This is a genomic window from Sporolactobacillus pectinivorans (assembly GCF_002802965.1).
Lineage (GTDB): Bacteria > Bacillota > Bacilli > Bacillales > Sporolactobacillaceae > Sporolactobacillus > Sporolactobacillus pectinivorans.
The window spans coordinates 524,377-543,296 of the sequence record NZ_NXGA01000001.1 but is presented as its reverse complement, the minus strand read 5'-3'; the positions used below and the strand labels follow the sequence as shown (position 1 = coordinate 543,296).

General features: G+C 42.4%; 17 protein-coding genes. 6 read left to right on the top strand and 11 right to left on the bottom strand.

What is annotated here, in order from left to right; genetic code table 11:
- Positions 1–54: 54 nt before the first annotated feature.
- From COP04_RS02905 to COP04_RS02895, 3 genes are all read right to left on the bottom strand, one after another.
- Positions 55–2,340, bottom strand: coding sequence for a glycoside hydrolase family 65 protein (locus COP04_RS02905; RefSeq protein ID WP_275656871.1), 2,286 nt, complete (start codon positions 2,338–2,340; stop codon positions 55–57).
- 110 nt (positions 2,341–2,450) lie between these two features.
- A complete protein-coding gene (locus COP04_RS02900; RefSeq protein WP_100489496.1) occupies positions 2,451–3,815 on the bottom strand; it encodes an SLC45 family MFS transporter in 1,365 nt (454 codons plus the stop codon).
- A gap of 244 nt (positions 3,816–4,059) precedes the next feature.
- A complete protein-coding gene (locus COP04_RS02895) occupies positions 4,060–5,043 on the bottom strand; it encodes a LacI family DNA-binding transcriptional regulator (RefSeq protein WP_162297071.1) in 984 nt (327 codons plus the stop codon).
- Between the two features lie 316 nt (positions 5,044–5,359).
- On the opposite strand from COP04_RS02895, the gene COP04_RS02890 reads away from it, so the two are divergent.
- The 4 genes from COP04_RS02890 to COP04_RS02875 all read left to right on the top strand — a co-directional run bounded on the left by COP04_RS02890 (position 5,360) and on the right by COP04_RS02875 (position 8,866).
- Complete coding sequence (locus tag COP04_RS02890; protein WP_100486612.1) at positions 5,360–6,232, top strand: AraC family transcriptional regulator; 873 nt, start codon at positions 5,360–5,362, stop codon at positions 6,230–6,232.
- A gap of 70 nt (positions 6,233–6,302) precedes the next feature.
- Positions 6,303–6,914 (top strand): sugar O-acetyltransferase, encoded by a 612-nt coding sequence (locus tag COP04_RS02885; protein ID WP_100486611.1) that lies wholly within the window; start codon positions 6,303–6,305, stop codon positions 6,912–6,914.
- Positions 6,915–7,712: a Cof-type HAD-IIB family hydrolase gene (locus COP04_RS02880; RefSeq protein WP_100486610.1), complete on the top strand. Its 798-nt coding sequence runs from the start codon at positions 6,915–6,917 to the stop codon at positions 7,710–7,712. It begins immediately after the preceding gene.
- On the top strand, positions 7,709–8,866 hold the full coding sequence (locus COP04_RS02875; protein ID WP_204988011.1) for an MFS transporter: 1,158 nt from the start codon (positions 7,709–7,711) through the stop codon (positions 8,864–8,866). The genes COP04_RS02880 and COP04_RS02875 overlap by 4 nt, the downstream gene beginning before the upstream one ends.
- Before the next feature lie 839 nt (positions 8,867–9,705).
- Here COP04_RS02875 and COP04_RS20670 read toward each other — a convergent pair.
- A complete protein-coding gene (locus tag COP04_RS20670; RefSeq protein ID WP_157800144.1) occupies positions 9,706–10,056 on the bottom strand; it encodes a TatD family hydrolase in 351 nt (116 codons plus the stop codon).
- A 150-nt stretch (positions 10,057–10,206) separates the two neighbouring features.
- Positions 10,207–10,299 carry a flagellar basal body rod C-terminal domain-containing protein gene (locus COP04_RS02865; protein WP_338062822.1) on the bottom strand — a complete coding sequence of 31 codons (93 nt, stop codon included), beginning with the start codon at positions 10,297–10,299 and terminating at the stop codon, positions 10,207–10,209.
- A gap of 681 nt (positions 10,300–10,980) precedes the next feature.
- Between COP04_RS02865 and COP04_RS02860 the strand changes: the two genes are divergently transcribed.
- Entirely contained in the window at positions 10,981–11,520 is a 540-nt protein-coding gene (locus tag COP04_RS02860; RefSeq protein WP_204988010.1) for a hypothetical protein, read from the top strand.
- Between the two features lie 242 nt (positions 11,521–11,762).
- Here COP04_RS02860 and COP04_RS02855 read toward each other — a convergent pair whose 3' ends face one another.
- The 3 genes from COP04_RS02855 to COP04_RS02845 all read right to left on the bottom strand — a co-directional run bounded on the left by COP04_RS02855 (position 11,763) and on the right by COP04_RS02845 (position 14,171).
- Positions 11,763–13,067, bottom strand: coding sequence for a phage tail tip lysozyme (locus COP04_RS02855; protein ID WP_204988009.1), 1,305 nt, complete (start codon positions 13,065–13,067; stop codon positions 11,763–11,765).
- Between the two features lie 168 nt (positions 13,068–13,235).
- Positions 13,236–13,637, bottom strand: coding sequence for a phage holin family protein (locus COP04_RS02850; protein ID WP_100486608.1), 402 nt, complete (start codon positions 13,635–13,637; stop codon positions 13,236–13,238).
- 135 nt (positions 13,638–13,772) lie between these two features.
- Positions 13,773–14,171 carry an ArpU family phage packaging/lysis transcriptional regulator gene (locus COP04_RS02845; RefSeq protein WP_100486607.1) on the bottom strand — a complete coding sequence of 133 codons (399 nt, stop codon included), beginning with the start codon at positions 14,169–14,171 and terminating at the stop codon, positions 13,773–13,775.
- A 682-nt stretch (positions 14,172–14,853) separates the two neighbouring features.
- Between COP04_RS02845 and COP04_RS19360 the strand changes: the two genes are divergently transcribed.
- Positions 14,854–15,294 (top strand): hypothetical protein, encoded by a 441-nt coding sequence (locus COP04_RS19360; protein ID WP_157800142.1) that lies wholly within the window; start codon positions 14,854–14,856, stop codon positions 15,292–15,294.
- A gap of 145 nt (positions 15,295–15,439) precedes the next feature.
- On the opposite strand, the gene rlmH is transcribed toward COP04_RS19360, so the two are convergent.
- From rlmH to COP04_RS02830, 3 genes are all read right to left on the bottom strand, one after another.
- Positions 15,440–15,919, bottom strand: coding sequence for a 23S rRNA (pseudouridine(1915)-N(3))-methyltransferase RlmH (rlmH, locus tag COP04_RS02840; protein WP_100486606.1), 480 nt, complete (start codon positions 15,917–15,919; stop codon positions 15,440–15,442).
- A 683-nt stretch (positions 15,920–16,602) separates the two neighbouring features.
- Positions 16,603–17,850, bottom strand: coding sequence for a S1C family serine protease (locus COP04_RS02835; RefSeq protein WP_100486605.1), 1,248 nt, complete (start codon positions 17,848–17,850; stop codon positions 16,603–16,605).
- A gap of 212 nt (positions 17,851–18,062) precedes the next feature.
- Positions 18,063–18,857, bottom strand: coding sequence for an MBL fold metallo-hydrolase (locus COP04_RS02830; protein WP_100486604.1), 795 nt, complete (start codon positions 18,855–18,857; stop codon positions 18,063–18,065).
- Between the last annotated feature and the right edge of the window lie 63 nt (positions 18,858–18,920).

Sequence of the window (18,920 nt, the reverse complement as noted above, 5' to 3'; positions counted from 1 at the left end):
CCTAACTTTCCTCTATACTTTAGGGATAAATGCAGAAACTCACTCAATATGAATTTAAGCCGTGACGGTTTTTGAATCCAGTTGAACGTTTTGTCCTTTAACATCAATGGTGAGCGGTTCACCAGAAACTAATGTAATCCGTGTTCCCACATGATCGATAGCAACTTGGATGATCCGTCCACGGAAGTTGATCCGGAAGCGATACCCTTCCCATTTCTTCGGTAAGAATGGATCAAAGTGTAGATGATTATTGCGCACACGCATGCCTGCAAAGCCTTGCACGATGGCGAGCCAGCTGCCGGTCATTGAGGTAATATGCAGTCCATCGGCAGTATCGTTGTTATAGTTATCCAAGTCTAAGCGGGAGGTCCGTTCATACATTTCAACTGCCTTATCTTCGTAATGCAGGTCGGCAGCTAAAATCGAATGAATCGAAGCAGATAAACTTGATTCATGAACGGTTAAAGGCTCATAGAAGTCAAAGTTGGCTTTCTTTTGTTCCGGTGTGAATTCATCGATAAAATCCCATATTCCTTGAAGGACGTCACCTTGCTTGATGTATGGCGAACGTAAAATTTTATCCCATGACCAATGCTGGTTAATCGGCAATTGATCAGCTGGAAGTTCGCAGACTGGCTTTAAATCTTTATCCAGGAAGCCGTCGTTCTGAACAAAAATGCCAAGTTTCTTATCTTCTGGTAAGTACATCTTGTTGATGATCTCTTTCCATTGTTTCTTCTCTTCATCAGAAACATTTAATTGAACTGCTTGTTCGGATGAAACTTCATCCAATATTTCAAGTGTGTATTTCAAAGTCCATTGTGCCAGGTAGTTTGTGTACCAGTTGTTATTGATGTTGTTTTGATATTCATCTGGACCGGTTACACCGTGAATCATGTATTGATCCTTACGTTGTGAATAATGTACCCGATTTGCCCAGAAGCGAGAAATTTCGGTTAAGACCTTGCTGCCTTCGTTTAATACATAGGATTTATCACCGGTATATCGGGTGTAGTTGTAAATGGCAAATGCGATATCACCGTTCCGATGAATTTCTTCAAAGGTAATTTCCCATTCGTTATGGCATTCAATTCCATTGAACGTCACCATCGGATACAGCGCACCCTTTAAGCCTTGTTCTTTAGCGTTGACATAAGCACCATCGAGCTGCTTGTAACGGTACATTAACAAGTTTCGGGTCACTGTAGAATCGGTAACTCCTAAGTACATTGGAACGGCAAATGCTTCGGTATCCCAATAGGTGGCACCACCATACTTTTCGCCAGTAAAGCCCTTAGGGCCAATGTTCAGCCGATCATCTTCACCATAGTACGTGGAGAATAATTGATACAGGTTGAAACGAATTCCTTGTTGTGCAGCAGCATCGCCGTCAATTTCAACATCGGATTTTTTCCAACGTTGTGCCCAAACGTGTTTGTGAGCTGTTTGTAAATCTGCTAACTTTTTATCGGCAACTTTGGCAGCTAATTGATGCATGGCTTTGATTAAGCTCGCTTGGTCATCGTAATCGCGTGAAGTAACGACAACGACACGTTTTTCAAAATAAGCTGTGTCACCTGGTACAAGTTCTTTACTGAACTGGTTTTGAACGGCTAATTCTAATTCATCCGTTTCATCCGTCTTTTCAGCTGTCAAATCCGTTTTGTTGACCATCTCATCACCAACGATAAATCGAGGAGTACCGAATTGATTTTCTTTAGTGATCGCTACAACATGACCTTTAGTATCACTTTGGGACTTATTTAAAACTTTCCAGAAACGTTCTCCGTAATTTGCATCTTCATTTTGAACGTCGGCGTCAATTTGGGTATTTACGGTTAATTTAAAACGCGTTGAACCCTCATTTTCAAATTGATAAGCATCCACGAATAATTCCTTTTGTGCGGCGCTGACAAAGCGCTCAATGGAAACTTTTAACTTAGCGCCGCTTTTTTCTACAGTAAATTCACGAGTTAGAAAGGAAGTCTTCATGTCCAGCCGCAAACTGAAATCGCTGACCAAATCATTGGCTAGATCAATAGGTTCACCGTTAATGAATAGATTCGTCTTAATAAAATTAACTGCATTGATCACTTTGCCAAAGTACTTTGGATAGCCGTTCTTCCACCATCCGACACGTGTCTTGTCAGGGAACCAAACGCCTCCAATGTAAATCCCTTGTAGTGTGTCTCCACTGTAATTTTCTTCAAAAAACCCACGCATGCCCATGTAGCCGTTTCCAATACTAGTCATACTTTCTTGCACCCGTTTGTTTTCTTTGTCTAATTTATGGGTAACGACTTCCCAAGGGTCAATTTCAAAAATTCGCTGCATGCCAATTCCTCCTCGTACGTCCATTTTGAATGCTCTTTCATGCCCTTATATTAAATGCAACCGGTTGCACAGTCAAGCAAAAATCAAAGCGGTTTCAATTAATATTGCTGATTAACTTATTCTGCATAGGTTTCTTTGATAATTGGAACAGAGAATGCACCGATAATCAGCATAACACCTGAAAATAAAATCATTGACGGCATCGATGATCCAAACGCCGGGAATAAGGCAAAGCTTGCACAGGATGCAATAATTTGCGGCAAACAAATGCTTCCATTGAACAGTCCGAGATACGTTCCCATATTCTCGCCAGACAAAGCATTGGTCAGTATTGTGAATGGGAAGGTCATCATAGCAGCCCAGGTTATACCGATCAAGATAAATGAAACGATCAATGCCCATTGATTATGAATGAAGAATACAGAACCAAAACCGATACCGCCTAGCAACAAGCTGAAGGCATAAGCCGGTTTGCGTTTATCATTTGGCAAGCGCGACAAGACAAGTGACCACAAAACGGCAGCAAATGAATACACAGCTGATAAAATACCAAACCAGTTCCCGGCATCTTGATAAGCTGCGCTTGTTGGATCAATCGTCTGCCAAACATTCTTAGCAACGGCACCTGCGCCGTAAGTCCACAAATACTGAAAACCCATCCAGCAGAAGAGTTGCACGACAGTAACGGTCCAGAAAACTTTTGGTGCATGGACAAGTAGTTTGATAATGTTACTTTCTCTCTGAGCGGTTTTATCTGTGAACCCGTGATAGAATGCATACTCAGAAGGTGAATACTCTTTAACCTTGAATATCGTAATTAAACTGCAGACAATTAAAATAATTGCTCCAGCATAAAATGAAATAACAACTGATTGAGGGACAACCCCTTTTGGTGCACTGTTTGACGTGCCCAGCACGGTTAAAACAAAGGGGAAAATACAAGCCAGCACAGCGCCGCTGTTTGAGAGAAAGCTTTGAATAGAATAGGCATACCCTTTTTGCTCCTCGTTAACCATATCGCCGACCATCATTTTAAACGGTTGCATAGCAACGTTCGATGACAGATCCATGAACAGAATCGTGATGGCTCCGAATGTCAGCGCTGTCATTGAACCAAAACCAAAACCAAAACTGCCTGAATTAGGCAATAGGCACATGACAATGACGGCAACAATGGCTCCGATGAGCAGATAAGGGATACGGCGTCCAAGTTTTGGTATCCACGTGCGGTCGGAAAAATAACCAACTAAGGGTTGAACAACTAAACCTGCCAGCGGAGGCAAGATAAAGAAGAAACCGAGTTTAGTAGGATCTGCGCCAATCGTCTGGAAGATCCGTCCCATATTTGAACTTTGCAATGAGAATGCCATTTGCACGCCCAAAAACCCAAAACTAATCATCCAAATCGTACTGACCGGAAGACTTGGCAATTTCTGTTCGGTGCTTTTTACATCGGCCTTAACGGGTTGTTCTTGATACATCATTCTTTCTCCTCCTTCATAATCGAACAACAATGCCTTAAAAAGGATAATGTTCGTTACTTGCATAATCTATTATGTAACGGCTTACAAAAAAATGCAACCGGTTGCAAATAAAAAATTTTGAATATTTATTTACAAAGAAACAGTCGATTGTATCAAAAAGCAAACAAAAAAGCAGCTGTTTCGCGGTTTAGGCGAACTAACTGCTCGATTGGCGAACCAAATCCGCCAGTACATTTTTTAATTAATTTTGTTCGATGATTTTATAGGGTACAATCATTTTTTCGAAAGGTTCATTCGATTCCTGCTCGAGTTGCTGAATAATCAACTGTGCGGCTGCCTTGCCAAGTCGTTTCGGATAAATTTGTACGGTGCTGATTTTCGGTTCGGCAAATTTAGCAAATAAAGAATCGTTGAATCCCATCAGTTCAATCTGCCTTTCAGGGACAATTCGCTGCACAGCTTTTTGGACTTGAAAGGCTAAAATATCATCACTCGCCAAAATGGCAGAAATGTCTGGATAGCGTTGCAAGTATTCCTTAATGGCGGTACCAAAACGTTCACTGCACAGTTCCAGATCATAACCATAAGAATCATTGCGACGAATTGCTTCATGAAAACCAAGCATTCGGTCAGTTTGTACCAATCGGTATCTACTAGTAAAAGCATACCCTAACTGACGATGTCCTTTGTTTATCAAATATTCCGTTGCATCTAATCCAGCATTGACATTATCATTGTCGACATAGGGGATGCTATTGGCGTTAGTATAGGGCTTTCCAATGACAGCATACTTTGCTTTTCGTTGCTGCAAATATTTCAAAATAGGATCATTTTCAATAGAATACAATAAAATGAATTGCTCAATTTTACTATTTTCAATCATTATTTTGATAGTTTGCTTCAATTCCTTTATGGTACCACCTAAAGCCACCGTCATGAAAAAATGCTTTGGTGTTAACTCCTGATTAATGCCTTCAATTAATTCAGTATAAAAGGGGTTTTGGTACAAATCATCCTTATCAACTGGGAAAACAACACCAACAGTGTTATTGGCGTTAGTTGCTAGATTATGTGCGTTGAAATTTGGAACATAGTTCATTTTTTTTGCAACAAGTTGCACTTTTTTTCGTGTTTCTGGGCTGATTAGTGAACTATTCCGTATGGCGCGTGATGCCGTTGATGCAGATACACCAGCATATTTTGCTACATCCCGAATGGTTACCATCAATATTCCTCCCGTGTACTTCATTATAGCAGAAATTCATGCAACCGTTGCATGGGATTCTCAAAAAATTGTTCTCTGTAATGTGATCCAAGAAATGCGGTATCTATAAAAAAAATAAACGTTTACCATAACACCTGTCTTAGTAACTTGCTGACTCAGGAGTTATTATTGAAAGTAATTAGAACTATTATTGTTCTATCGCTTACTGGTAAAACGGTTGATTAATCGTTCAAAGCTCGAATGTGCTATGCTTTTAATGTTATGCAAGGCTCTTAATGCTCTGGTGACCCTATATCTTCAAGCGAGGTGATAAGACATGACAATACAGCATGAAAATGTTCAACTCACGCCTAGACTGCCGTTCAAATACTATAAACACGATCCGTTAACGAGTATTAATGTTTCTCCACATTGGCATCAAGGAATCGAACTGAATTGCCTGATGTCCGGTGCAACATTGAAGTTCGTGACAAATGGTGTGACAAATGAATACCATCCAGGAGATGTATGGGCAGTTAACCGTCGCGTTATTCATAGTGTCACTGGTCCTTCAAAGGCAAACTGGTCAGAGTTTGGCTTTATCATCGATGATAACATTCTCCAGTCACAGTTTCCGGCCAGTACTAACTGGCAGATTACCCTACAGGGCAGTCGCTCGTCACAGACCAATCGGGCTTCCTATGGAGCAATTCGGGAGCATCTTATCGCGATTCACGATCTTATCAGTTCTCAGGTAACAGACCTTTCACGGATGTCGATTTTAGGTCATTTTTTCATGATATTGGCAATATTGGGAGAGTCTTTTACGGTTCCCATGATTGCGCAAGACGCCAATCCTAATCCACCTCTAATTGATACTGTCATGAACGCAATCAATAGGGATTATGCACAACAGCTGACTGGAACAATTCTGGCTGAACAATTCCATGTCTCGTTGACAACACTTAATCAACAGTTCAATATCAATCTGCAGATGTCAGTAAATCGCTATATTCGTTTGGTTCGCTTAATGAACTCGCGGCGTCTACTTCTCGAAACGGATAAAACGGTTGACTATATTGCCGTCGAATCCGGATTCACCAATGGTAAGACATTTAATCGCAACTTTAAATCATGGAAAGGCATGACGCCGACTGAGTATCGACAGGCGTATGCACGTTATCACAAAAATGATACCAGTTGCCTTTGAAATTGTCCCTTAAGGGCTTGATAAATATGCTAATCTACTTCCTGTAATCGATTTTACAGGAGGTTTTTTTATGCCAACAGAACGTGAATTAATGCTCGCGGGCAAGTTATACGACTCAAACGATACTGAATTGGTGCAAATGAGACTGAAGGCGAAGCAGTTGACTTGGCGTTATAACGGCACACAACCGGAGCAGAGTGAAGAACGTGACGAGTTACTTAACTTAATGATTGACTGTCCGACCAATGACGCTTACATCGAACCGCCGATGCGAGCGGACTATGGTTCCAACTTGCATGTGGGAAGACGATTTTATGCAAATTATGACTGCATTTTCTTAGACATTGCGCCGATCATCATTGGAGATAATGTTATGCTGGGACCACGCGTCTCGCTATATACTGCTGGACACCCAATTGTTGCAAGTGTACGGAACGAATATCTTGAATATGGACATCCAATCACAATTGGAAATGACGTCTGGATCGGCGGAAATACGGTAATTTGTCTAGGTATCACGATCGGCAGTAACGTTGTGATCGGTGCCGGATCAATCGTGACAAAAGATGTTCCTGATAACGTGGTTGTTGCAGGAAACCCCGCACGCGTCATTCGACCGATTACCGATAATGATGAAGCGTATTGGAAAGCTGAGCAGCGCGCCTATCTGAGGAGAACGTAAATGATTAAGTTGATTGCAACTGATATGGATGGCACATTCTTACGCGACGACATGAGTTATGATCGTCTCCATTTTTCGAAGCTGTATACGGAAATGCAACGACAAGGCGTTCACTTTGTTGTTGCGAGTGGGAACCAATACTTTCAATTGAAGTCCTTTTTTGAAGATTATCCCGATACAATTTATGTTGCTGAGAATGGTGCGTACATTCTTGATGAAAAGCAAGTCTATGCGCTGCATGCCTTCAGTTCTCTAGCCGTCAAGCAAATCTTGCCTAAGTTGATTGAGATCCCAGAATTGAAGATACTCGTATGTGGGCAGAAGTGTGCCTATGCACGAGCAAGCGAAGGTGAAGCGCACATTCAGTTTGTGCATCGCTACTACCATCAATTGACTGTTGTAGAAGATTTTGACCATATCGACGATAATGTTTTGAAGTTCGCGATCACTTGCCCGCCTGAACTGACTGAGGATATTGTCGCACGTCTGCGAATCATGTTAATCGGATTAGCTGAACCGACAAGTAGCGGACATGGCGATATTGATGTCATTCAGTTAGGGATGAACAAAGCTGCAGGGCTAAGGGAATTGGGAACAGTTCTTGGAATCGCTCTGAGTGAAATGTGTGCATTTGGTGATGGTGGGAACGATCTTGAAATGATTAGAGAAGTTGGACTCGGCGTTTCGATGCAAAATGCTCAACCGGCTGTTACCGCTGTAGCGAAGGCAAAGACGACCGATAATCAGTCGCAAGGCGTTCTCAGCTTTATTGACCAACTGCTGGAGAAACAATTTTGAGTCAATCTCGGTTCACGACAACGGTCAGCATTTTAAGCATTTCGATGGTTGGTGGCGTTTCAACGATTATCACCGGGATAATTCCTCAACTGGAACATGCATACCCGCAGATGCCGACGACTATGATTGAATGGCTTGTAACAGCAGCGAATCTTAGCGCTCTGGCGACACTTTTACTGAATCCAAAGTTGACCTATCGCTACGGCAGTCGCAGTGTTGTGATCACGGGGTTGCTGATTGCTGCTTGGGCCGGAGTCATTCCCCTATTGATCAAAAATTTTACACTGATTATGGTCAGCCGCCTTGCGCTCGGATTGGGCATTGGTCTGTTTTCACCACATGCCATTGGGCTGATTGCTCATGTATACACCGGGGAGTTTCGCACACGATTGCTTGGTTATCAGACGGGGCTATCCGCTTTAGGAAATGCATTGTTGCTTGCGTTGGCTGGCGTTGTGGTGGCGTTGAACTGGCGATCAGTATTCCTTATATATCTGCTTTTGGGCGTTGTTGCAGTTGGTGTATGGTGCTTTGTCCCAGCAGTCGGGGAGACGGATACACATGAGCATGTACGTAGTCACTTAAACAATGAACGTTGGCGTTTTATCAGACTGGCTTTTATCACATATTTGTTGATTTGGGGCGTTCAGCTAAAACTGCCCAGTCTATTTTTGACGAGAGGATTCGGAGATGCGTCGGTAGTTAATTGGACGCTTGCTGCAATGAATATTGGCGGCCTGATTGCTGGCCTATCCTTTGGCTTGGTCTACCGCCGACTGCGTCAATATACGCTCGTTTTGGGTTATGGCGGTGCTGCGGTTTCTGTTGCGGTGCTCTTACTTGCTAAGAACCAAGTAGTTGCAATCCTCGCCGCAGTCTTTTTCAACTATATCTATTCGTACACCGGACCATATCTGGTATTTCGCAGTAATCTTGGGCTTGCTGATGATCAGGTCGATACTTTGAGTAGTTATCTGACGATTGCCACTGTGATTAGTGCCTTCTTTGCACCGATGGTATGGAATTTTCTCGGCAACCTCGGCCCGAATGATGTTACTGGAAATGCTTTACTGTGGGTGACTGGCAGTCTACTTTTGATTACAGGACGCGTATGGATCCGGGTGCTGCAACCTCATATGGAGAAGAATAAATGATAGACTAAGATGAGAATAGTAGAGGAGACAAACGGCTGTAAAATATTTGAAGTATTGAATAAAGGAACGCTGAAATATGATTAGAGACATTTTTTCGGATACGGACGGGACTCTTCTTAACAGTCATGGACATATCATCCAACTACAGTTCAAGTAATTCGGGACATAAAATCCTGCTTAAACTTGTATCAGGCCATGCACCGATATGGCAAGTGAGCAATTCTATGGGAACCAGACAGCCGCGTTCAGTGATGCCATGGTGTACCCATGGCATCAAATTGACAAGAATCCCGATTGTAATGACGTATGCGGATGTTGAAATCAAAGAGTCCCATCTATGTCACAACCTCTAGTGATGTAAATGGAGTCGCTGATGTACTGATGCATCTCTCTGTATTTCGTCAGTAGTGCAGTCTGAATATCGAATAATATCGTTCAAAGTATCACGACACAATTATAGGAGATAGAATTACAGAGATAAAAAAGTTTATTTTAGCGATGGTTTTATTTTTTAGAGCTATATGTACTTATTCAAAAATCTGTACGGATGATTAGGTCCGCTCAGGCTTTTTTTCAATACTTAAAAGTTTCATAGAAAAGAGGTATCTTGCAACAAATAGCATTGTCCCGGTGAGAGTCAGTATGAAAGATGGGAAGAGAAACGAATTTTCCATGTTTCTCACTGGCTTGGCAAAGGGGTGTGTTTTTTGAGATCTTCTTCTTTCAACAAGAATGTTCGCATAGTATTCAGCTATTGATTGATAGGCTGATGAAAGTAATTTGGATGTGAATTTATTACCATTAACTTTGAACTTTTGTAAAGGGACCATCACTTTCTACTAGGAGTCTGTTAGTAGGAATAAGTGAGAGCTTTGGTTTTGCTTTCTTACTGTGTGTCGTATTATAGTATTTGTGGAAAAATAACAATTTAAGGCTACAACGGCATTTAGTTGCGTAAATGAACCAGTAAACCAATGAATTATGCATTTTGATGGTTTATATTTCTTTATAATGTCTATCGCCGCCTTCTCGGATTTACGTAAATGTACAGACATTAGTTTATCATTTTCTGCACACAATTTAACTATTTGTTCGAAATAATCTAATTGTTGATTCTTAGGTAAATATCTACTTGAGGAAAAATCTAGACCAATTTCACCAATATATCTTACATTATTCGCTAAAACCAAGAAATTTGCGAAACCTCTAACGCCTAAAGTTGATTCCTGCGGTTGAAATCCTATACTTCTTCACATCTACGAGACCAAACAAACTAAAGAAAAAAAGTGACAAGCATTATGTGTTTGCTCGTCACCGGATTTTGATTGATGTTTACCTTTTCAACCGTACCAATTCTTGTAGGATTTGATCTGCACTAGTAATGCTCTTGCGTTGGATTGATAAGCTCTTTGCGCATTGATCAGCTCCGTCATTTCATCGGTTAGATCAACATTCGAAGCTTCAAGTGCTCCAGAAATGAATGGGACGGCCAGCCGGTGCGTAGTGTCGGCCTGACGCCCTCTGCTCTAGGACGCGTCTGTTTACCAACTCGACCTATTCCGGGTCATTGCTGCGCAAAGGAGCGGCTCTCTGCCGCAATGGATGCGGTAACGGCGCGCTACGGGCATCTCGCGCTCTTTCATGGGCCACCGTTCATGGAAGGCAGCTAGTTTGCAGTGGGCGCACATAAAATTGCGGACATTCACGTTGATTATTCTTCAAAACAAGCCCAGATCTCAGTGCTTTCTGAAGGCATTATTACTTTTAATTTACTCTATCCACATGCTATGGAGGGATTACGTATGGACATAATCATAGCAACGACACCTTCCTATTAAAAAGGATAAACCTAATTAGAACAACTCGACTAGGATATTGTTGTTTTCACTGTAATGAAATTCTGATCAAGCTCACTGTCCTTGAATTTTTGCATTACGATTCAGAGAATGCTAAACTAATAATGTTTTGAAGACAGGAACCTCATCATTCAATGAATAATCATACATCCTCGGGTAAGATTCTCTCTTTAAAACCACTCTCATGTTCAGGCTATTCTAACTTCCTTGCAAACCAGATTTAGCAATTAGTAGTTCATTTGGAGGCAGGTCGAAAAAATGAAAAGAGTTCTGGTAGTATCGTTAGCGATTCTGATTGTAATTGGAGGATTGTTTATTTTTTTGAATCATAACTCAGATTCGAACAGATCATCTAGCGGCAAACACACAGAAAGTCAAGCCCCTGCGGGTCAATCTCACGTGTCATCTTCGTCGAGTCACGAGATTACGGAGAGTTCGAGCCAGCCGATAACAGATAGTTCAACAAGCAGCGTAACAGAATCAGTGAGCCCCTCCGCTGCATCATCAAGTCGGACTGCAACCAAAACCCAGTCAAATGAATCATCAACAAGCCATTCTGCGGCATCTGAGAGTACAAATACTACAAGCGGACAAACGAGTGCAATTCAACCTGCCAGTAAACCGACGGGAGCTTGGGTTAAAAAATTTGAACAAGACCTATATAAAGGTTATCACGTAACACCCAGCCGCTATAAATATATAGGCAATGGTCTTTGGGAGGTCTGGGTAAAAGAATATAATACAGGGCAGAATCCTTATGTAACCGTTGATCAATATACAGGCAATTTTCACGGTTAACAGATCCCCCTCGTTATCCTAAAAGTCGTCTTCGAATAATGTGGACTGGTCATTTACATTACAAAAGGAAAGATGGATTTCTTCTGAAAGAACCCACAGAAATATAAAAAATGAGAGGTGAACTCCTCTCATTTTTTATATTCGGGGGTTGCCTGTTAAGACCACCTCTTTAAATTAAGCACGATGAATTTTAATCTTCTTCTGTCTTCAGAATAATTGTATGGGTTTCTGATCTTTCGATATCAGACCACCAATACCTGACCAGCGTATATTTTGTTGGCATTGGCAGCATTATTCCACGACTGAAGTTGTGAAACAGATACACCAAACTTGGCCGCAATTCCACTCAGCGTATCGCCAGATTCCACGGTATAAGTCCGTGATCCGCCACCACCGGCTCCCGAAGTAAAAATGGAAAGCACCTCTCCAGCATAAATCTTATTGGCGTCAGCAATACTATTCCATGCCTGCAGTTGTGAGACAGATACACCAAACTTGGCCGCAATTCCACTCAGCGTATCGCCGGATTGAATGGTATAAGAAATCTCACTGCCACCACCGCCACCGGAACTGTACATTTTCAAAGTTTGTCCAACGTATATTTTGTCGGGATCGGAAATGTCATTCCACTGCTCGATATTGCTTAAACTTACGCCAAAACGTTCCGCAATGGCGCTCAATGTATCCCCGGATTTTACAGTGTATACCATTGTACCCGTTCCCCCGCCGTTTTTATACACAATAATTTTTTGACCGACATATATCTTGTTTGGATCAGAAATATTGTTCCACGATTGCAACTGCGATACTGTAACATTAAATTGCTGTGCAATGCCGCTCAGTGTATCTCCTGATTTGATGACATACGTATTTGACGTCTCCGAATTATCGCTTTCATCCGGTTTAAGCTTTAATACTTGTCCAACGTAGATTTTATTTGGATCAGAAATGCTATTCCATGATTGTAGCTGCGAAACCGTGACGCCGAATTTTAGCGCAATGCCACTCAGTGTATCGCCGGATTCAACAGTATACGTGTTGGTATCCGTAGGTTTGCTTGGCGTTGGTTCGGTTGGCGCTGATGGTTTTCCGCCTTCGGCTAACTGATCGTACCAATACTGCGCCTGATCTCCACGTTGGGGCTGATCGGGATTCTTAGGTCGCTCGTAATTTGCAAGGAACACTAATCCTAACGTTTCAGCTGATTCTGTACTCGTGATGAATTGGGTCGAAGTCATTGAATAAGAATATGAAGGATAGAATTGAATGCCGTTCATCATTTCATATTCAATACGCGCGCACTGCGAACCGATATCCTTGTAATCCAGCCCTTGCGCATCACACCAGCTGATAAGTTTGCTGGCGGGTGTCCACTGAACAAGGCCATACCCTGGGCCGACACCACCTTCCCAGATATCGGCGTAGAGCAAAGACTCTGTCTGTATGTTGCCGATCATGCCGCACACTGCCTGTGGTGTCCATCCTTTGTTGACAAAATAGGAATAAATATACTTCGCGTTAGCAATTTGTTCGTCAGTAAATGCCATCTTGGTCGCCTTCCTTTTTAAAATGTGTAACCATGTTCCTGTACCGCTCCCTCTGTTCACATCCCTTTTCGCATCCTTTAAACACTATCCCCTTTCTGGGCGCATAAACAAATTTACGCTCTTCTAGCACTCTTGCTCTGCCACATCTCTGTCAGATAACTGCCATTGTTATAATTCCGTGTTATTCTTCTTATTTATTTTAGTAAGATCATCCTGATTGTCCGTGCCTATATCACTTGATTTTTCCTTCAAACTATTTAACCGGCTTGTAATTCCCTTTGGAAAAGGAACGCCAAGAAAGCTCAGATTTTCTATAATCGAAAGACTTTCGTCACAAACGGCCATGATGACCATCATTGTTTGAAAAACGGGCGAACCGTTATTTACGAGACGATCTAGGACATAGGATAGAATCAGAGCCAGAAATGTTCCTGACTTTTTTAGCAGTCCATCTCGAACGGCATCCGATTGAAGCGTTCTCTTTTTAATAGCTTTTAATAATCCTGCTATGACATCCAGCCCCATTAACAGGACCAGAAAAACATATACAGTCATACCCTGCATACTCATTTCACCCCTCCTCTTTTATAGACACGCAAGACACATGGCCTGTTTTAACTAAAACCCATGCTATCTGATTTTCTGGCTTCAGGTCTCCCAACTTTCTGCTTGAGGGAGCGCTACTGTTGCCACATAAAAATTTTATTACAAAAGAGAACAATGAATATTACTGATTGGAAGTAAATGGAGAGCAATGGCCAATTTAGTCAAAGCCCGTTTTTTCTTTCGATAATACGTGTGTTCAGACATAGCCAGACGGTTTTGTATTTCAAAATCCATAGATGACGCCTTTCTAAGATATTTATAAAACACAATAGACTGTTCATCGATATCCAAAGCCTGAAGTGCCGCGTAAATTTTCAATAACTGATTGACTTCATCAAATTCAAGAAAATGAAAATATTCTCGACTGATTTCAATATGATAATCATCAAACAAAAAAGGCGATTGCGTCATCTTCACAAATAACAACTGGCAACGATAAAGATAATCTTTGAGATCGATAACCGCTTGTTTTTCACTAGGATTTCTAACACTTTTCATTTCGCCCACCTGATTCAATTAGTATTTTCCATATGTTCAGATACATAAAATTCAAGATAGTATGACATGATGTGTTTTCTATGTCATCAAGAGGAATGAAAGGGGATGTGCCGGGTGCTTATTCCCATCATAAATCGTTATATCTGTTAAACCTTGCCAAAAACATGCCTAAATACTGTCATCCACATAATCAGGAACATACGTTCGTATTATTTATAGTACACGAAAATACTTATTCTTTCAAGGATGCAACAATGGGCCTTTCAAAATTACGAAATAAATTGATAACCGTCGCATGAAAAGCAGAGAGATGGAGATGGATTTGGATAAGTATATTTATCCGCTCTCTTAGAGCCTTCCTTTGCTGTGTTGGTCATATTACTGACAAGCTAGTCTATAATTGCCGAACGATAGTCAATAGATAATTACCACATGACTAAGTAACGCGCCAAGCAACATATTTTGGTTATTATCAACCCCTGATATGCAATTTGGCCAGTCTAGAATAACTTTAAATCTTGTTTGACCCATGGCGAAGAAGCTCACTAAACAGGAACGGGACAAACTCATCCAAAAAATCTTAGAGCACCAAAAGAAATATGGACTGCCTTCACGCAAGAAATAAGTGTCGCATGGTTCTATTTGGCTGTCCCTCTCATAAATTAAGTCTGCGACCATGAGAATGTGTCGCAGACTTAAAAGGAGAGAAGGATGCATCGATGCAGGAAATCAAGGGAGAGCGCACGCGAAAAACACGATCGAACAAACGCCATTGGATACGACCCGTGTTGTCGGTCACGCAGAACGAATGCCTGGCGCGTGTCAGCTATATCACGGACACACCCATGAAAGATTCGCTGAATATCTTTGCCGGAGTGCGCTGATTACGACGCCGGTCATTCAGTCCCTTACGCCGTATTTTAAGCGCAATTATTGGGCGTCATCTGCTCATTTGTATGCCGGTCATTACAACCATCCGACATGTTCGGTGGTGCGTTCGTCCGGCCGTGTACGGACGACAGTGCGGTTTTTGGAAAAGGATTACCGACGGATCGAAAAGCTGGCCTATGTACGCATTGTCCATCACGCCGTATGCAGCTGCTTCTCACAAGCGCCGAATTGATCGATGCCTATTATCTATCGGCACGTTAGAAAGTCGCTGGACGCGGGGCGCAGAGGTCGGCAGAAGTTTGGCGGTTGCTGTCTACTACGCTTTACGAAAATTTCTTTATGTATATTTATTCACTGACTCCCCCAAAAAACCTCATTTACTTGTGATACGGTTCTCCCCTGATAATCTTAAACGCACGGTAGATCTGTTCGACAAGGATCAGGCGCATCAGCTGATGGGGAAAGGTGAACTTGGAAAAGGATAGCTGAAAGTCTGCTCGTTGAAGCACGGCTTCGCTGAGACCGTTTGAGCCCCCGATGATGAATGCGATATTGCTGTGCCCGTAGGTGGCCAGTTCCCGGATTTTCTCTGCAAAAATTTCAGAGGGCACTTGCCTGCCTAAAATAGCAAGTGCAATTACGTAGGTATTGTCCGATAGTTTCTTTAACAGCCGTTCACCTTCGATTTTCTTTATTTGTTCGACTTCGGCATCCGACAGACTCTCCGGGGCCTTCTCGTCTGCCACTTCGACAATGGATATCCTTGCATAGGGCTGGAGACGTTTGATGTACTCCTCAATGCCCTGTTTAAAATATTTTTCTTTTAACTTCCCAACGGTCAATATATCGATATTCACAACTTATCCCATCCTTATACATAAGTTATGCACAGAACTTATACACATATCCACAGATGGTATCCACATTATGTATGGAACCACGTGTTTGCCACGATATCTGCATATCAAAAATTATCAATTTTTGTCGAATGTGGATAACCTCTGAGTTTGGTCCCACAATCCAAGCTATATTTTCTATTTTAGCAGTGTATTTTTTCTATCCAAGTAGTTCCTGCATAGTTTTTGGCTACTGCCAATCTCTTGTATTCAGCCATTGTCCGAGTTCTTTTAAACAAATTAATGTTTTTTCCATAAAAGACGATAGAGCACCAAATTTTTTACTGTTATCAACAATTTTACATGAAATGTGGATAACTTGTGCATAAATTGGGTACTCTGTACACAAGTTGTACACACTCAGTTGAAAAGTACACTAGCCTCAATTTAATCTTACAGCAAACAACCTGCATTCCCGTGTTTTTATACCAAGGTCATGAAAAATCCTGCTGTTAAGGCATTTTTTGACCAATAGCAGCCAGTATAATTATACCAATAAAAAAGAAGTGCTAAGAAAAAATCCTTGTCTGGTACGAATTTTCAGACACCTTGTTATAATTTTCCGGGAATCCAGGAAACAAAACAAAATCCGGCTAATACAAACCTTCAGCCGGATTTTCACTTTCATTTATTTTGAAGATCTGTTACGAGAACGTTTTGCTGCCGAGTGTCAGCTGAGCTGTGTGCAGCTTTCCGGCGTGATAATACTGGATCGGAACTGTCTGCCCGACATGCAGTTTTGAATACATATAAGTCGAAAAAGAAATGTAGCTTGTGATTTTCTGCCCGTTGATGGAGGTAATGACATCACCGGCTTGAACACCGGTTTTCTTTGCCGGGCTTCCATTCGTTACATCGGTCACGACTAAACCGGTTTTTACGGACGATGGCAAATTCAGCTGGCTAACTTCCTGTGCAGGTACCATCGATAGATCGACAATGCTGATACCGAGCATCGGCCGTTCAATTTTGCCGTTTTTCTCAAGTTCGCTGATCACTGGTTTGGCCACGTTGATCGGGATCGCAAAGCCAATTCCCTCAACACTTGTATTTGCTCCTGAATCCGTTGAAGCTGTCGAAGCAATCTTAGAAGAATTAATGCCGATAACCTGCCCTGCGATGTTTACCAGCGCCCCGCCGCTATTCCCGGGATTGATAGCCGCATCCGTCTGCAAAACCTGAGCCTCGACAGATGCATTATTGCTTTGGACCGGAATAGTACGATTGGTGGAACTGATAATACCCTCGGTTACCGAACCGGAAAATCCGAGCGGGTTGCCGATCGCGATGGCCGGTTCGCCGCGCTGCAGCGTCGCGGAGTTACCAAAATCCGCAACGGTTGTAACATTCGTCGATGGGATCCTGAGGACTGCCAAGTCATACAGGGCATCTGTGCCAAGCACGGTGGCATTTACTTTCTGATTGTTACTGAGACGGACTTCAACTTCTCCGGCACCGGAAACTACGTGGTCATTCGTCACTACATAAGCATAAGGCCCCGCGCGCTTATAAATGATGCCGGACCCCATTCCCGTTTCAGTGTATTGATTATCAAAAAAGTTAGCCTTCTGCAGATTGATAACAGCAACCACTGCGGGAGAAACCTTCGCTACTGCCTGAGTTACACCCGAATCGACTTTCACGTTAATCTGCTGGGTAGTCGCTCCTGCGTTGCTGCTCAGATTGCTGGTACCCTGTGATCCTGTAGTTACTGAATAAGGTAATATGCCTAAATCGGATAATATGGGGGCAAAAATAAGGAAACAGACAATTCCGACTATAGCACCAATAAATCCGGCAAAAAACCAGCCGCCCCTGCCTGTTGACGAGCGTTTGGGCCCTGTCTCTGATTCCGGTATGTGATCCGTACGGTTCTCATCGTAATATTCCATACCTGTTCTCCTCCTCGCATTCCAATCTCGCCAGTTGCGCTGAAAGATCTATATTGGCCGACGATTTTTCTTTACCCCTAATGTAACACCGGTAACCCGCCTTATTAAAAATATGTGACTATTTATATACAATATTAAAGAATTTAACATCTGAGTGGCCGCCAAACCGCTGCTTATCTAAAAAGCTACGCCATACGCAGATCAGACAGCCATTAAATGGCCGTAAGCTGTGTAGCATGTTCAGGATCGGTATCAAAAAGGCTGAGATCTCTCCCCATTTTTAACCCGACACTTTCCAATTTCTGCCCTACACTCATTCTTGCCAATTCTTTCATGTTATTATCCCTGCTCAGGTGAGCTAAATATATTTTCTTTGTCCGATTTCCGAGAACCTCCGTCAGGGCGATGCCAGATTCATCGTTCGATATATGCCCGGTGTCTCCGAGGATCCTCCGCTTAACACTCCATGGATATCGGCCCATCATCAGCATTTCCGTATCATGATTTGCTTCCATAATATAGGCGTCAGAATCCCGAATCAGCCCTTTAATATGCTCGGATACATAGCCGAGATCCGTCAGAAGTGTTAATTTTCTGTCATCGTCATGCACGATGTAAAACATCGGATCCGCTGCGTCATGGGAAACAGAAAACGACTCAATATCAAGATTGCCGAATTTCTTAATCGTATTCGCTTGAAATTCAAATTTCTGGTCTTCCGGGATGTCCCCGGTCACAGTCGTCATCGCACGCCAGGTTTTTTCATTGGCGTATACCGGGGTCTGAAAGCGGCGCGCAAAAACACCCAAGCCCTTCACGTGGTCGCTGTGCTCATGTGTCACCAGGATCGCATCGATATCCTCCGGTTTATGGCCAATCTGCGCCAGTAACTCAATCATTTTTTTCCCGCTCAACCCGCAGTCAATCAGCAGCCGCTGCTGCTCTGTTTCAACATATAACGAATTACCCGTGCTTCCGCTCGCGAGCACGCTGTAATGCACTGTCATTTCTACCACTCCCACGTTTGTGCCACGTCTGCGTTCTCTCTGATGATCTATCTATCTATACCG

What these genes read in the sequence shown, in the direction of transcription:
- COP04_RS02850 (WP_100486608.1), bottom strand. Translation starts at nt 13,637, where the DNA reads ATGAGTATGCAGGGTATGACTGTATATGTTTTTCTGGTCCTGTTAATG.
- COP04_RS02835 (WP_100486605.1), bottom strand. Translation starts at nt 17,850, where the DNA reads ATGGAATATTACGATGAGAACCGTACGGATCACATACCGGAATCAGAG.
- COP04_RS02885 (WP_100486611.1), top strand. Translation starts at nt 6,303, where the DNA reads ATGCCAACAGAACGTGAATTAATGCTCGCGGGCAAGTTATACGACTCA.
- COP04_RS02855 (WP_204988009.1), bottom strand. Translation starts at nt 13,067, where the DNA reads ATGGCATTTACTGACGAACAAATTGCTAACGCGAAGTATATTTATTCC.
- COP04_RS19360 (WP_157800142.1), top strand. Translation starts at nt 14,854, where the DNA reads ATGTGTCGCAGACTTAAAAGGAGAGAAGGATGCATCGATGCAGGAAAT.
- COP04_RS02845 (WP_100486607.1), bottom strand. Translation starts at nt 14,171, where the DNA reads ATGAAAAGTGTTAGAAATCCTAGTGAAAAACAAGCGGTTATCGATCTC.
- COP04_RS02830 (WP_100486604.1), bottom strand. Translation starts at nt 18,857, where the DNA reads ATGACAGTGCATTACAGCGTGCTCGCGAGCGGAAGCACGGGTAATTCG.
- COP04_RS02860 (WP_204988010.1), top strand. Translation starts at nt 10,981, where the DNA reads ATGAAAAGAGTTCTGGTAGTATCGTTAGCGATTCTGATTGTAATTGGA.
- COP04_RS02900 (WP_100489496.1), bottom strand. Translation starts at nt 3,815, where the DNA reads ATGTATCAAGAACAACCCGTTAAGGCCGATGTAAAAAGCACCGAACAG.
- COP04_RS02865 (WP_338062822.1), bottom strand. Translation starts at nt 10,299, where the DNA reads ATGACGGAGCTGATCAATGCGCAAAGAGCTTATCAATCCAACGCAAGA.
- COP04_RS02880 (WP_100486610.1), top strand. Translation starts at nt 6,915, where the DNA reads ATGATTAAGTTGATTGCAACTGATATGGATGGCACATTCTTACGCGAC.
- COP04_RS02890 (WP_100486612.1), top strand. Translation starts at nt 5,360, where the DNA reads ATGACAATACAGCATGAAAATGTTCAACTCACGCCTAGACTGCCGTTC.
- COP04_RS02895 (WP_162297071.1), bottom strand. Translation starts at nt 5,043, where the DNA reads ATGGTAACCATTCGGGATGTAGCAAAATATGCTGGTGTATCTGCATCA.